The sequence below is a fragment of the Pseudoxanthomonas sp. PXM04 genome (assembly GCF_014851695.1).
In the GTDB taxonomy this organism is placed as follows: Bacteria; Pseudomonadota; Gammaproteobacteria; order Xanthomonadales; family Xanthomonadaceae; genus Pseudoxanthomonas_A; species Pseudoxanthomonas_A beigongshangi.
Window position 1 is genome coordinate 298770 of record NZ_JACVAG010000008.1, and the last position, 14436, is coordinate 313205.

At 69.1% G+C, this 14436-nt stretch carries 9 protein-coding genes; 5 read left to right on the forward strand and 4 right to left on the reverse strand.

The annotated features are described in order from the left end of the window. The first annotated feature begins 183 nt into the window (after positions 1-183). Positions 184-2805, forward strand: coding sequence for a methyl-accepting chemotaxis protein (locus IB228_RS19350; RefSeq protein ID WP_225562556.1), 2622 nt, complete (start codon positions 184-186; stop codon positions 2803-2805). Here the strand turns inward: IB228_RS19350 and IB228_RS19355 are convergent. Further along, positions 2802-3584 carry a LytTR family DNA-binding domain-containing protein gene (locus IB228_RS19355; protein WP_192199597.1) on the reverse strand — a complete coding sequence of 261 codons (783 nt, stop codon included), beginning with the start codon at positions 3582-3584 and terminating at the stop codon, positions 2802-2804. The two genes, IB228_RS19350 and IB228_RS19355, sit on opposite strands and share 4 nt — an antisense overlap. Next, a complete protein-coding gene (locus IB228_RS19360) occupies positions 3581-4690 on the reverse strand; it encodes a histidine kinase (protein WP_183639435.1) in 1110 nt (369 codons plus the stop codon). The genes IB228_RS19355 and IB228_RS19360 overlap by 4 nt, the downstream gene beginning before the upstream one ends. A 205-nt stretch (positions 4691-4895) precedes the next feature. On the opposite strand from IB228_RS19360, the gene IB228_RS19365 reads away from it, so the two are divergent. Beyond that, positions 4896-5291, forward strand: coding sequence for a hypothetical protein (locus IB228_RS19365; protein WP_192199598.1), 396 nt, complete (start codon positions 4896-4898; stop codon positions 5289-5291). 12 nt (positions 5292-5303) lie between these two features. Here the strand turns inward: IB228_RS19365 and IB228_RS19370 are convergent, their stop codons facing one another. Further along, complete coding sequence (locus IB228_RS19370; protein WP_192199599.1) at positions 5304-6242, reverse strand: LysR substrate-binding domain-containing protein; 939 nt, start codon at positions 6240-6242, stop codon at positions 5304-5306. 96 nt (positions 6243-6338) lie between these two features. Here IB228_RS19370 and IB228_RS19375 point away from each other — a divergent pair, with 96 nt between their 5' ends. From IB228_RS19375 to IB228_RS19385, 3 genes are all read left to right on the forward strand, one after another. Next, the gene (locus IB228_RS19375; protein ID WP_192199600.1) at positions 6339-7433 is read left to right on the forward strand and encodes a hypothetical protein; all 1095 of its coding nucleotides are present in this window, start codon (positions 6339-6341) and stop codon (positions 7431-7433) included. 12 nt (positions 7434-7445) lie between these two features. Beyond that, positions 7446-8330 carry a hypothetical protein gene (locus IB228_RS19380; RefSeq protein ID WP_225562557.1) on the forward strand — a complete coding sequence of 295 codons (885 nt, stop codon included), beginning with the start codon at positions 7446-7448 and terminating at the stop codon, positions 8328-8330. Positions 8331-8411: 81 nt separating this feature from the next. Continuing rightward, positions 8412-9980, forward strand: coding sequence for an EAL domain-containing protein (locus IB228_RS19385; RefSeq protein ID WP_192199601.1), 1569 nt, complete (start codon positions 8412-8414; stop codon positions 9978-9980). A 732-nt stretch (positions 9981-10712) separates the two neighbouring features. On the opposite strand, the gene IB228_RS19390 is transcribed toward IB228_RS19385, so the two are convergent. Continuing rightward, complete coding sequence (locus IB228_RS19390; RefSeq protein ID WP_225562558.1) at positions 10713-14429, reverse strand: hypothetical protein; 3717 nt, start codon at positions 14427-14429, stop codon at positions 10713-10715. Positions 14430-14436 lie beyond the last annotated feature (7 nt).

Below are 14436 nucleotides of genomic sequence, written 5' to 3' on the forward strand. Positions count from 1 at the left end.
GACGTTCCGTCATCTGCAAGTGGCGCTTCGACATGGCGGTGATCACGCGACGTCATCGCGGTGTCGCACACACCGGGTACAACATCGTTGCCGCCGATGCACTGCGCAAACGGCCTGAAAACCGGCATTAAAGTCCAGAAGGAACCGGCCGATACCGATGCGGAATTCTGCCCGGAGTCCGCCATGCCGACCGCCTTCCGCCTGCCTTTCTCCTGGAAGCGCCCGTTTCCCCGACGCCTTTCCTTCCGCGACACCCACGCCGCGCTGACACGGTGGCTGGGGCGGATGACGATAGCCGGCAAGCTGCGCCTGTGCGCATGGGTGGCCGGCGCGGGATTGTCGCTGATCGCGCTGTCGTATTGGCAGGCCAGCACCGGACAGGCGCGCGCCGCCGCCAGCTTCCAGGCGCAACAGGGCTACGGTGCGCTGCTCGCCGCGCTGGAGCGCCAGGTCGAGCAGACCCGGCGATTGCAGACGGTCTATGCGACCCGCCTGGATGACGCCGATCGTGATGCCCTGCGGCAGGCGCAGCAGCGTTTGCGTCGCGATCTGGAACGACTGCGCAAGCATCCGGCCGGCGCGGCGGACAGGAAACTGCTGGACGCGGCGGCCGGCCGCATCGACGAGTTCGCCGCCGGCATCGATGCGCTGAACGCACGGGTGGACGAGATGGGACAGGGCGACGCCAGCCTGTCCGCGACCTTGCGCGGTTCCGGCCAGGCGCTGGAAGAGGCGGTGCAGGCCGAGCAGGTCGTGGCGCTGGACGCCCCGATGCAGCGGATGCGCCGTTTCGAGAGCGAGTTCCTTCGCAGTGGCGATTCCGCATTGGCGGACCGGGTCAGCGAGGAGAAGCTGCCGTTCGAACTGGCGCTGTCGGCGAGCCGCATCGACGAGGTTCGGCGCGACGAGCTTCGCCAGCAGGCGGAGGCTTACCAGGCGGCACTGCTGGCGTATACCGCCGCGCGGGTCGGACTGGACGTGGAAGTCTCGTCGCTGGAAGACACCGCCGCCGCCATCGCGCCGGCGCTGGCGGATCTGGAGCAGGTCCGCGAACGCGGGCTGGCCGTCGCGGCGCGCCAGCAGCGCTCGCAACGGTTCGGCATGGCGGTGTTGTTCGTGGTGACGCTCGCCGGCGTCGCCCTGGTGTTGGGCGGGGTGTTGTGGGCGGTGCTGCGGGCGGTGCGCCGGCCCCTGGCCGAAGCCGCCGAAGTGGCGGGCGCCATCGCCGACGATCGCCTCGACACGGCCGTGCGGGTCGACAATCCGCATGACGAAATCGGCCAGCTGATGACGTCGCTGGCGCACATGCAGGCCCGCCTGCGCGAACGCATCGCCAGCGAGCGCGCGGCGGCCCGCGAGAACGCGCGTATCCGCCAGGCGATGGACCACGCGCATGCGGGATTGATGGTGCTTGCCGCCGACGGCACGATCGCTTTCGCCAACCATGGCCTGCGCGAGGCGTTGGCGGGTCACGGCATCGCGGCGCCGGACGGCCTGCCGCTGGAAAAGCTGGATGACACGCTGGCGCCGATGGCGCGACGCATCCAGGACGAGGAGGCGGGTTTCGAACAGACCCTCACGCTGGGCGAGCAAGATTATCTGCTGGTCGCCAGCCCGATCCGGATCGACGGGGAACGGATGGGTGCCACCCTGGAATGGAAGAGCCTGGCGATGGAGAAGATGGTGGAGCGCGAGATCACCGCGCTGCTGCGCGCGGCCGCGGAGGGCGACCTCGCGGGCCGCATCGAGGTGTCCGGCAAGCAGGGCTACCTGCAACCTTTGGCGCGCAGCATCAACGCGCTGTTCGAGGTCCTGCAGGGCAATCTGTCCAAACTCCAATACGTGTTGTCCGCGCTCTCGCAGGGCGACCTGACGGTGCGGATGGAAGGGGATTTCCACGGCGTGTTCGCCCGCATGCGCGATGACGCCAACGCCACCGTCGCCCAGCTCACCGACATCGTCTCCCGGATTCAAGACGCCTCCACCGCCATCAACACGGCGGCAGGGGAAATCGCCTCCGGCAACGCCGACCTGTCCCGCCGCACCGAGCAGCAGGCCGCCAACCTGGAAGAAACCGCCGCCTCCATGGAGGAACTGACCTCCACCGTCCGCCAGAACGCCGACTCCGCCCGCCAGGCCAACCAGCTCGCCATCGGTGCCGCTTCGGTGGCTTCGCAAGGCGGCAACGTCGTCGGCCAGGTCGTCACCACCATGCGCGACATCGAAGCGGCCTCGCGCAAGATTGCCGAAATCATCGCCGTCATCGACGGCATCGCCTTCCAGACCAATATCCTAGCTCTCAATGCGGCCGTGGAAGCGGCCCGCGCCGGCGAACAGGGCCGCGGCTTCGCGGTGGTGGCCTCGGAGGTACGCACCCTGGCCCAGCGCTCGGCCAATGCGGCCAAGGAAATCAAGGGGCTGATTGAAGCCTCGGTGGACCAGGTGGCCACCGGCTCGGCGCTGGTCAACCAGGCCGGCGCGACCATGGGCGAGATTGTCGCCTCGGTCCAGCGGGTCACCGACATCATGGCCGAGATTGCCGCCGCTTCGCAGGAGCAGTCCGCCGGCATCGAACAGGTCAACCAGACCATCACCCAGATGGACGAGACCACCCAGCAGAACGCGGCCCTGGTCGAGGAAGCCTCCGCCGCCGCCCGCAGCATGGAGCAGCAGGCGCAGGGCCTGGCCGAAGCCATCGATGTGTTCGTCATCGAAGACAGCGCGCCGTCCCCGGCCCGGGCTACCCGCGCGAACGCTCACCCCGCGAAGGGCTCGCGGCCGGAGGCCGCTCCTGCCCGCGCCTAGCGCTCCGCCTGGCGCGTGGTCACCAGCCGCAGGAAGGCCTCGTGCTGGTAGCGGCTCATGCGCAGTTCCTGGCCGGTGTCCAGGGTGACCACGTGGTGGCCGTTGAACCAGGGATGGATGGCCTTGACCCGGCGCACGTTGATGATCGCCGAGCGGTGGATGCGGGCGAAGTGGCGCGGGTCCAGGCGCTCGGCCAGCGCCGCCATGGTTTCGCGCAGCTCATGCACACGATCGGCCAGGTGCAGTTCCACCGTGTTGCGGTTGGCCTTGATCCAGACGATGTCATCCACCGGCACCAGCACCACGTGCTCGTCCACGCGCACCGGAATCCGCTGCAGCCAGGCGTCGCGCTGGCGCAGATCCTCCAGCGCCTGCAGGATGCGCCGGGATTCGCCGCCGTGCGGACCGCGATCGGCCGAAAGCCGATCCTTGGCGCGCGCGAGCGTCGCCGCGAAGCGCTCGCGGCTGAACGGCTTGACCAGGTAGTCCACCGCGTTGGCTTCGAAGGCCTTGACCGCGTACTGCTCGTAGGCGGTGACGAACACCATCGCCGGCATCCGTGCCTGACCAATCGCGTCGACCACCTCGATGCCGGTCATCGCCGGCATCTGGATGTCCAGGAACACCAGATCCGGCGACTGCGAACGGATCGCCGCCAGCGCCGACGCGCCGTCGCCGTATTCACCCAGCAGCTCGATGTCCGGATCCGCGCGCAGGTGGCGGACGATCGCATGGCGTGCGATCGGCTCGTCGTCGACCACCAGCACGCCGATGCTCATGCCGGCACATGCTCCGGCACGTCGTCCAGTTCTTCCAGCAACCGGTAGGGCAGGCGGATGCGACAGGCCACGCCCTGCGGCCAGGTCATGTCCAGGCGCAGGTCGGCGCCCTCGCCGTACAACTCGCGCAGGCGCAGGCGGGTATTGGACAGGCCGATGCCGTGGCCGCCCGGACTGCCGCCTTCTTCCAGCACGCTGTTGCCGTTGCGTACTTCCAGCAGCAGGTGTTCACCCTCGCGCCGCGCTTCGATCTCGATGCGGTCGCCGCCCACGCGCTGGCCGATGCCGTGGCGGATGGCGTTCTCCACGATCGGTTGCAGCAGCAGGCTGGGCACCGCGCAGTCGAGCAGGTCCGGGGCGATGTAGATCTGGGTGGCGAGGCGATCGCCATAGCGCTTGCGCTGGATGCCCAGGTACAGATCCAGCAGCGCCAGCTCGCGCCGCAGGGTGATCTCCTGGCCGTCGTAGTCCTCCAGGAACGCGCGCAGCAGATCGCTCAGCCGCAGCAGCATGTCCTCGGCGCTGACCTTGTCCTCGTCCAGCAGGGTGACGATGGCGTGCAGCGTGTTGAACAGGAAGTGCGGCTGCAACTGGGTCTTCAGCACCTGCAGGCGCGACTGCGCCAGTTCGGTGGCCAGCTGGCTGGCCTCCAGTTCGCGGCGGGCCTTCTCGGCCTGGAAGCGCAACGAATGCTGGATGGCCACCAGCGCGCAATAGGTCACCACGCCGATGGTGATGTACTTGGTGAAGAACTGGGCAAGCTGCTCGCCGAAGGAACTGGGTTCGAAGAAGGTGGAGATGAAGGCACCCGCCACCATCGACAGGAAGGTCAAGCCGCTGGCCGCGAACAGATGGAAGAGCAATGGCCCGGCGCGATACGGCGGCTGCACGGGGTGGCGTTCGGCCAGGCGGAACACCCACGGCGCCAGCGCGGCCCAGATGTACCAGACGATGACCGACCAGCGCACGTAATCCGTGAGCGCCCACAGGTGGCCGGAGGCGAGGTCGTCAATGATGCCCTGCACGATGAACACAAAAGTCACCGGCAGCCACAGGGCCAGGTAGCGGGCCAGGCCGATTTCGATGGTTCCCAGACGAATCTTCATGCGGCGGTCGCGGCGGGTCGGTGGCGGATGGGGCAGGGCATCCTAAGCGCACTTGCGCGCAAAGAAAAAGCAAGGGCCTGCCCACTACGATTGGGAATCCGGCCACGACGATTCGTCCCAACTCCGTTGCCGGAAATGCGCGGGACGTCGCCTGATGCATGCGACGGCGGCCATGACGGCGGCCGGTTGCCCTGGAGAGTTCGTCATGCGTCAGCGTCATTGCTTCCCGATTGCCGCGCTGTTCGCGGTACTGATGGTCCTTCCCGCCGTGCGCGCGGCCGCGGCGGAACCTGCCGCATCCGCCGGGATCCGCTACCTGGCGTTGGTCAACCGGGCCCACGACAGCATCGACCGGCTGGAAGTGGCCGAACCCGGCAGCGGCCGGTTCCAGGACGTGGCCCTGGGTGAGGCGGTGCGTGGCGGCGGCGACTCCTCGACCGTCGAACTGCATGGCGTCGGCTGCCGCTACGACGTGCGCTTCACCTTCCGCACCGGCCAGAAGATGGTCTACGAGAATGTCGATGTCTGCGGCCTGCAGGCGCTGCGCGTGCAGCGGCCGCCGCGGGATCAGCTGGATCGGCGCCATGCCACCACGCCCTGATCGGGCGCGGTCTCAGGTGGCCGGAACCCGTGCCGCGCGCAGCCAGCCGCGCGCGTTCTCTCGCGCTCGTGCCGCTTCGCCTTCCAGCCACTCGCCGAAGCAGGCGATCTTGCGGCTGGCGTGCCGCGCCACCGGATAGGTGAACCAGAACGTGCGGCCGTCGCCGGCGACGTGCGGATGCGCGGGCACCAGCCGGCCGGCGGCGATTTCGTCATGGAACAGCAGCGGCGAGCCGATCGCGATGCCCTGGCCGGCGATGGCGGCGGCGATGTCCAGGTGTTCGGCGGACAACTGGGTGGCGAAACGTTCGGGCGGCGCATGCGTGTCGTTGCCGAGGCTGCGGAACCACAGCGCCCACCAGTCCGGCCGGCCCAGCAGCGGCACGGGTGAGATGCCGCCCGGCCGCGCGAGATCGGCGGCGGCGGCCTTCAGCGCCGGCGCGCACAGCGGCATGAAGATGCTCGGGAACAGTTCGATCGCGCGCAGGCCGGGCCACTGCCCGTGGCCGTTGCGGATCGCCGCGTCGAAACGGCCACCCGCCAGATCCTCGGCGGTGGCCGACAGATCCAGTTCGATCGCGATGTCCGGATGGCGCTGGCGGAAGCCACCGAGTTTCGGCGTCAGCCAACTGGCGCCCAGGGTCGGCAGGGTGGTCAGGGACAGCCGCGACTCGTTGACTGCAGCGGCGCGGATGAAGCTGGCGCGCAGCGCGGCGAATGCGCGGATGGCCTCCTGCGCGACGATTTCGCCAGACTCGGTCAGCTGCACCCGGTTGGCGCCGCGCAGGAACAGCGGCGCGCCGATCTGCTGTTCCAGCCGGCGCACGTGGTAGCTCACCGAGGCCGCGGTGGTATCCAGTTCCTCGGCCGCGCGCGCGAAACTGCCCGACCGCGCGGCCGCCTCGAAGGCGCGGATGGCAGCAAGCGAAGGGAAGCGGTGTTCACCGACCATAAGTGCGGCTTAGTCTGGGCACCGATGTTCGCGTGGTCAATGTGCGGGCCGGGGCGGCAGCATGGCGATGAACCTCACTCCACCGCCGGGTCCGCCATGCCGATTGCTCCCTCCGCCGACACCGATTCCGGTCGCCGCCGCCTGCTGATGGCCTTCGCCGCTGGCGCGGCCGCCGCGCTGCCTTGGCCGGTCCCGACGATGGCGATGGCGGGGAGCACGGCGCCGGCAACCGATCCGCGCGCGGATTGGCGCTGGCTGATCGGCAACTGGAACGTTCGTCACCGGCGCCTGAAGGAGCGCCTGGCCGGCAGCGACGAGTGGGAGTCGTTTGCCGGCCGCGGCGCGGTATGGTCGACCCTGGATGGACTCGGCACGATCGACGACAACCAGATGGACTTGCCCGGCGGCAGCTATCACGGCATGAGCATCCGCGCGTTCGATCCAGCCACGCGCCAGTGGGCGATCTGGTGGCTGGACGCGCGCAATCCCACGCGCATCGACCCGCCCGTGCGCGGCGGCTTCGCCGGCGACGGCGGCACGTTCCTCGGGCGCGACACCCTGCGCGGCCAACCGATCCTCATGCGTTTCCGCTGGCACGACATCCACGGCCCGCGCCCGTGGTGGGAACAGGCGTTCTCGGGCGACGATGGCGCCAGCTGGGAGGTCAACTGGCGCAACTGGTTCACCCGCACGGATGCCGAACCCACGCCGTTGCCGCGATTGCCGCAGGCGCCGGACGACTGGAATTTCCTGGCCGGCCAATGGCGGGTACGGCATCGGCGCCGCCCGCGCTTGTCGCGGACCGAAGACTGGGACGAGTTCGATGGCACGTTCCACAACTGGCCGGTGCTGGGTGGTTTCGGCAACGTCGGCGACAACCTGATGCGGATGCCCGGTGGTGACGTGCGCGGGATGGGTATCCGCGCGTTCGATCCGGCGCGCGGGGAATGGTCGAGCTGGTGGCTGGACGGACGCACGCCGGATCGCATCGGCGCGCCGCTGCGCGGCCGGATCCGCAACGGCGAGCGCGTGTTCATCGGCGAGGAGATCGTCGATGGACAAGTGATCCTCACGCGGGTGATCTGGTCGCGGATCACGCCGCGTTCGGCGCGCTGGGAGCAGGCCAGCTCCCGCGATGGCGGGACGAGCTGGGACACCGACTGGATCAGCGACTTCACCCGGAACGGCTAGAGGGGCGGGATGATGATGCGATACATGGCGCTGATTCTCGGGATGGTCGCGGCCGACGCCGCGGGCGATCGAACAATGCGGATGACCGGCGCGGTCGAGCGCTTCGCGCCGGGTGAGGTGTCCACCTCCTACAGCGAGGTGCGCCTGACCCTCAGCCCCGATGGCGATACCGCGGTGTGGTTCAGCCGGGATCGGCCAGGCGGCGCGGGCGGTTACGACCTGTGGATGTCGCGACGGAAGGCGGGCAGGTGGTCGCCGCCGACACCGGTGCCGTTCAACACCACGGGCCGCGATTTCGATCCGGCGTTCTCGGCGGACGGACGCCAGCTGTACTTCTGTTCGGATCGACCGGGCGGCGCCGGTGGCGACGACCTGTACCGGGTGGAAGTGCGCGGCGACGCTTTCGGCGAGGTGGAATGGCTGGGGCCGGCGGTGAACAGTGCCGGCAAAGAGTTCGCGCCGATGCTGTCGCCGGATGGCGAAAGGCTGCTGTTCTCCAGTGATCGCGCGGGTGGCGCGGGGCGGCAGGATCTGTATGTCGCCGAACGCCGCGGCGCGGGGTTTGCAAGCGCCCAATCCCTGCCGGGCGGCATCAACACCGATGCCGATGAATTCGACGCCACCTTCCTGGATGACGGGACGACGATTGTGTTCACGCGCGCGGGTGATCTGCGTCGCGATCGCGTGGACCTGTTCGTGGCCGCGCTCGACGCCGCCGGCACTGGCTACGACGCCGGCCATCGCCTGGCGGATGGCCTGAACCATCCACGCTACGACAGCTATGCGCCGATGCTGGACTGGTCGCGCCCCGGGCACCTGCTGTTTTCCGGCCAGCGCGACGAGGCCGGCGGCATGGACGTGTTCCGGGTGGCCTACGCGCTGCCCGGGGCGAAGTGACGGATAGCCGGGGCCGCCGGACGGTTGGCAGGCCCACGGGAGCGGCCTAACCTGTCGCCTTCGCCGCAACCGGAAGGCCGCATGTACAGGGAACGTGTGTTGCTGCTGGGCGTGTCACTCGCGGTGTTCGCCAGCCTGGGCGCGCTGGGCGGCATGGGCTATCTGAGCTGGCAATCCGGCCTGCGCCAGGAACAGGCGCATCTACAGCGCTACGCGGCCGGCGCGATCGCGCGCACCCGCGATGCCTTCACCGAAATCGATGAGGCGTTCGACACCCTTTCCCGCTCGAACGCGGCGCCGTGTTCGCCGCGGCACATCGAGGAACTGCGCCTGGCCACGCTCGATACGCGTTCCGCCGAGGACGTGGCGTACTTCCGGGACGGTCGCCTGCTTTGCAGTTCCTGGGGCGCGCTGCGTGGACACATCCCGCGCGCGGCGAGCGACTTCACCACCGGCGACGGCATCGGCGTCAGCACGCACGTGCAGCCGCACATCCGCGATGCGCCGTCCATGCTGGTGCTGCATCGCGGCGGCTACAGCGCGCTGGTCAATCCGGAACGGCTGGTGGACGTGCTGGCCGACGACGATGTGCAGATCGCGGTGTATGCACCGGGCGGCGCTCCGATCACGGCCACAGCGCCGGCGGCCTCCGGGTTGCTGGCGCGTGCAGGGGCGGGCGCTTCGCGCGGAACCCAGGCTGGCCAGCTGTACGGCGCGGCCACGCAGGACGGCTGGCGTGCGATGGCGGTCCGGCCGCTGGCGGGGATTTCCGATCGCCTGCGCGAGGAACAGCTGAAGCTGCTGCCCTTGGCGCTGGTGCTGGTGGCCGCGCTGGTGGCGCTGTCGGTCTGGCTGATCCGCCAGCGGCTGTCACCCCTGGCGGAACTGGAACGCGGGATTCGCCGGCGCCAGTTCCTCGTTCATTACCAGCCCATCATCGAACTGCGCACCGGCGCGTGCGTCGGCGCCGAGGCGCTGGTGCGCTGGCGTCGCGAGGGCGCGCTGGTGCCGCCGGACGAATTCATACCGCTGGCCGAGGAGAGCGGCCTGATCGCACCGCTCACCGATCAGGTGCTGGACGGGGTCATCGGTGATCTGGAAGCGGAACTGGCCCGGGATCGTTCGCTGCACATCGCCATCAACCTGAGCGCACAGGACATCCGCAGCGGGCGTTTCCTGGACGTGGTCCGCGAGGCGTTGCCGCGCACCCGGATCCGGCCGGAACAGATCTGGCTGGAAGCCACCGAACGCGGCTTCATCGACATCGAGGCAGCCAGGCTCACCCTGGGCGAGGCGCGCGAAGCGGGCCATTCGGTGGCCATCGACGACTTCGGCACCGGTTATTCCAGCCTGCGCCATCTCCAGGATCTGCCGCTGGACGCGTTGAAGATCGACAAATCGTTCGTCGATACCATCGGCCTGGACACCGCCACCAGCCTGGTCACCGCGCACATCGTCGAGATGGCGCAGGAACTGGACCTGCGCATCGTCGCCGAAGGCGTCGAGACCCAGGCGCAACTGGACTACCTGAAGGCGCGTGGCGTGGATTATGCGCAGGGTTGGCTGTTCTCGCGGCCGCTGCCGGCAACCGATTTCATCGCCTTCCTGCGCCGCTCGCGTGTGGCGCAGGGTGGTGCGGGTTCGGAGTGATCCGCCGCTCCGAGCGCTGAAGCGGTGTCGCCCCTTCCCCCGCTTGCGGGGGAAGGTTGGGATGGGGGCGCTTTCAGCGCCGCAAACGGTACGGGCACGTTCGCCCCCACCCCGGCCCTCCCCCGCAAGCGGGGAAGGGAGCTGGATCCGTGGTTCGTTTGTTTTCCCGCAAGCGGTGTCGCCCCTTCCCCCGCTTGCGGGGGAAGGTTGGGATGGGGGCGCTTTCAGCGCCGCAAGTGGTACGGGCACGTTCGCCCCCACCCCGGCCCTCCCCCGCAGGCGGGGGAGGGGGCTGGATCCGTGGTTCGTTCGTTTCCCCGCAAGCGGTGTCGCTCATTCCCCCGCTTGCGGGGGAAGGTTGGGATGGGGGGCGCTTTCAGCGCCGCAAGGTGTACGGGCACGTTCGCCCCCACCCCGGCCCTCCCCCGCAGGCGGGGGAGGGGGCGGAATCCGTGGTTCGTTCCTTTCCCCGCGAGCGGTGCCGCCCCTTCCCCCGCTCGCGGGGGAAGGTTGGGATGGGGGCGCTTTCAGCGCCGCAAACGGTACGGGCACGTTCGCCCCTACCCCGGCCCTCCCCCGCACGCGGGGGCTGAATCCGTGGTCCGTTCGTTTCCCTGCAAGCGGTGCCGCTCCTTCCCCCGCTTGCGGGGGAAGGTTGGGATGGGGGCATCACGGAACTGCCGTGCGGCGGCGGCTGGCTGGAGAGGGGATCACCAGGCCGCCGACCGCACGTCAGTAGTACCCGGTGATGTTGAGGAACCAACCTTTGTGGCGGTAGTCGAGCTGGGTCAGGTCGCCGCTGAAGTCGGTGAAGTTGTAGCCCACGCCGACCTTGAAGTTCTCGCGGATCTGGCGATCCAGCCCGATCAGCCAGCCGCGCCGGTCGCCGCCGTCGCGGACTTTCAGCCAGCGGTATTCGGCCAGCCCGTCCCAGCGCCCGATCAGGTGGTAACGCACCTGCAACGCGGCGAAGTCGGTGCGGCTGTCCAACCAGCTTCCGGTTCCGCGCCCCATCCGGTAGTCGCCCCAGCGCCCGGCGAGCTTGCCCGCCAGTTGCCAGCGATCGTCCAACTGCACTGTGCCTTCGAACGACAGCACGTGCGATCGCTGGTCGTACAGGTCCGCGTCTTCCTGGCCGGGCGAGGCGCGGTCGTACAGGTAGGTGTACTTGCCGAACGCGGCCCAGCGGGTGTTGTCGTGCGGGCGCCAGGCGAAACCGAGATTCGCCTCGGCCAGGCGCGCGCCGGCGGCGGGATTGAGATCGTCCTTCGTATCGGCGTAGTTGGCGCGCAGCGCCAGCCGCCAGTCCTCGTTGACCCGATGGAACAGCCGATTGGTGGTCACCCACTGGGTACGCTGTTCGGCACCGCGGTCGCGGCGGTATTCCAGTTTGCTGGACCAGTCGGTACGCGCGTCGGTGCGGCCGCCGCTGACGCTGTAGGCGCGCCGATCCACGCGCCCGTCGCGTGCGTCCAGTTCGCCGTCCATCACGGTGAAGCCGAGGTTCCAGCCCGGCGCCGGACGGAAGTCCAGGCCGAAGGTGTGGACGATGCCGTCGCCGTCGCGGCGGTTGTCGCGCAGGTACTGGCTTTCGTTGTAGACGTTGACCTGGTTGTTCAGCCGCCAGCGCTGGCCGAGGGTCCAGCCCGATTGCAGCGCGGTGTCGAACAGGCCGTCGCGTTCGGTGCGGTCGGTGCTGTAGTTATAGGCGCCGTAGAGCGTATGGTCCGGACCCAGCCGGTATTCGGCGTCCAGTTTTCCACCGTGGCCGCGGCTGCCGCTGCTGACTTCCGCCCCGATGCTGGAGCGATCGCCGAACAGGTATTTGCCTCCCACGGTGAGCAGGTTGTTGCGATCATAGCGGCCGGAATCGTCGTCCAGCGTGTACTGGCCGACGCCGTAGAGTTCCCACTTGTCGCCGAAGCGCTGGCGGTAGCTGAGCGCCAGCAGGGTGGCGTCGGCATCGCGGTTGGCGTCGCGCTCGCGCAGTTGGCGCAGTTCGCCGCCGAAGCGTCCGTCCCCGGTGATCTGCCAGTCGAAGGTCAGCTGCGACTGTTCCAGTTCCTGCGCGCCATGCGAGGCGTGGCTGTAGCGGCCGTACAGGGTGAAGTCCTCGTTGAGCTGGCCGGTGAATTCGGCGCCGTATTCCTCGATCGCCAGGCCGGTGTCCTGGCGGCCGATCGAGAAGCCGGCATCGACGTCGCGCCACCACGCGCCGAACGACCATTCTCGCCGGGTCCAGCCCAGCTCCTGCAGGTTGGCGCGTGCCTCGACCATGCGCGCGTCGCCGGAGCGTGCGCCGGCAACCGGATTGCGCTGGATGAAGCTCAGGCCGCCGTTGTCGGAATAGAAGATCGGCGCGACCGTGGATTCGCTGCGGGTCGCTTCCATCCGCAGGTAGGTGCCGCGCCCGGCCTGCAGGGTCAGGTCCGCGCCCTTGAGCGAGTAGTCGTCGCCGCTGCGGTTCTCGTCGACGTAGGTGGCGCCGATCGAGACGTGATCGCCCAGCCACTGGCGGCCGCGCAGGCCGATGGTGGCGTCGTCCGAGTCGAAGCCCGATGGCACGTATTCGTAGTCCACCAGCAGCACCTGCCGATAACCGTCCAGCGGGGCGTCGCGGGTCAGCGTTCGCACGTTCTCGCGGGTGATCTGCGAGAGCGCGCGGGTCAGGAACAACCGGCCCTGCAGATCGTCCATCTCGTAGTCAACGCCCGGTTGCAGGCTCACCCGCGCTTCGACCCGGCCGGTGGTGGGATCGCGCACTTCCATCACCACCTGTTCGGACCCGGGCAGCACGTCGGTGTGGCGCAGGTAGTACAGGCTGCCGCCGGTGCCGAGGAATTCGGTGTGGCCGAGCGCGGTGCGCGCCTCGGCGCCGAACACCTTCAGCAGGCTGCGCGGATCGCCCAGCGCGGTCGCCGAGCGCGAGCGCCAGTGCAGCGCCGCGCCGTACAGCGCGCGGTTGTACTGGGCGTACTCGGTACCGGTGAATCCGGTGGCGTAGTTGCCCCACAGCGCCTGGTTCTGGTCCCAGTCCAGGCGCAGGTACAACTTGCCCTGGGTGTCGACGTCGCGCCAGGTGCGCGAATCGTCGCCGTACACCGGGTAGTACAGATCCGGATCCAGGCGCCGGAAGATGTCGGTCGGGCGCGCATCCAGGAAGCCGTCGAAAAGATGCTCCAGATCGTTCTCCCAGGTGTCGGCCTGGGCGGTGAGCAGGTAGCGTCCCTTCCATTTGCCCTTGGCGTAGAACGCCAGCCGGCCTTCGCGCAGGAAGCCGTCGTCCCGGCGGATGTCGCCGGCCAGCGCGTCCAGTCCGCCGCTCGCGTCGTTGCTGGACAGGGTCAGGTCCGCCAGCGCGGCGACGAAGGCATAGCGGCCGCTGACATCCACCTCCAGCGGCGTGTCGGCGACCACGCCCTGCGACGACTTCACCTGCACCTGGTAGCGGTGCGGACCGACCGGTTGCAGGAACTCGGCGACGAACTTGCGCTCCTGATCGACCGGGAAGGACTGCCCGTCGATCACCACCTGCATGCCTTCGGGAATATCGCGCCCGAGGATGCGCACGCGCGATCCGTACACCGGGATGTTGCGCAGGCGCAGGTCGCTCTTGCCGTAGATCGACTCGATGATCTGCACCGACTCCGCGGTGGCCGCGTCCAGGGTGTCGACGTGGCTGCGCTGCACCTCGTCGCGCAGCACCTGCGCGCCGCGGGCGTAGTCACCGGGGGTGACCAGCTGGATGCGGCGCGGATGGGTCTCGTCGAAGCTGCCGTCGGCGGCGCGGGCGCGCGCCACGTATTGCAGGACGTCGCCCGGTCGCAGGCGCAGGCCGGCCGGCAGCGCGCCGTCCCAGCGCGTGTCGGTCACCGCGCCGACCGGCAGGCTGACGGTGGCGAGCGGGGTTACCCGATCCTCGTCGTCGCCACGGTAGATCACCACCTCCAGCCGGTCGTAGAACGCGGCGTAGTTGCTGTAGGCGTGGAAGCGGACCGGTTGGGTGATGCGGCCATCCTCGAACGGCGCCAGCGAGCCGGCCTGCACGTTGAGGATGGGCAGGCCCAGCGCCGGATCCTCGGTCGCCCAGAGGGTGCCGCCCTGCGGCAGGTCCACGGTGAAGCGGCCGGTGATGCGCGCCTGATCCTCGGCCAGCACCTGGCTGGTGCCCGCGTAGCTCTGCGCGGTCACGGTTTCCACCCGTCGGTTCCGCTGCAGGGCATCGCCATCCCCGCCGGTCGCGGCCGGCCGGTCCTCGCCGTAGGCATTGATGCGGAACAGGCTGCCCTGCGCGTTGGCGCAACCCTGCGCGTCGCAGCGCGGCGGCAGCGGCGGTGCATCCGGCGCGGAGGACGGCGCGGTCGATTGCGCGTTGGCGACACTGGCGAGCAGGCCGCACAGGGCCAGGGCTACGCGGTTCGGAACGTGCTTGCTGATGTCCATGGTCATGTCCCCC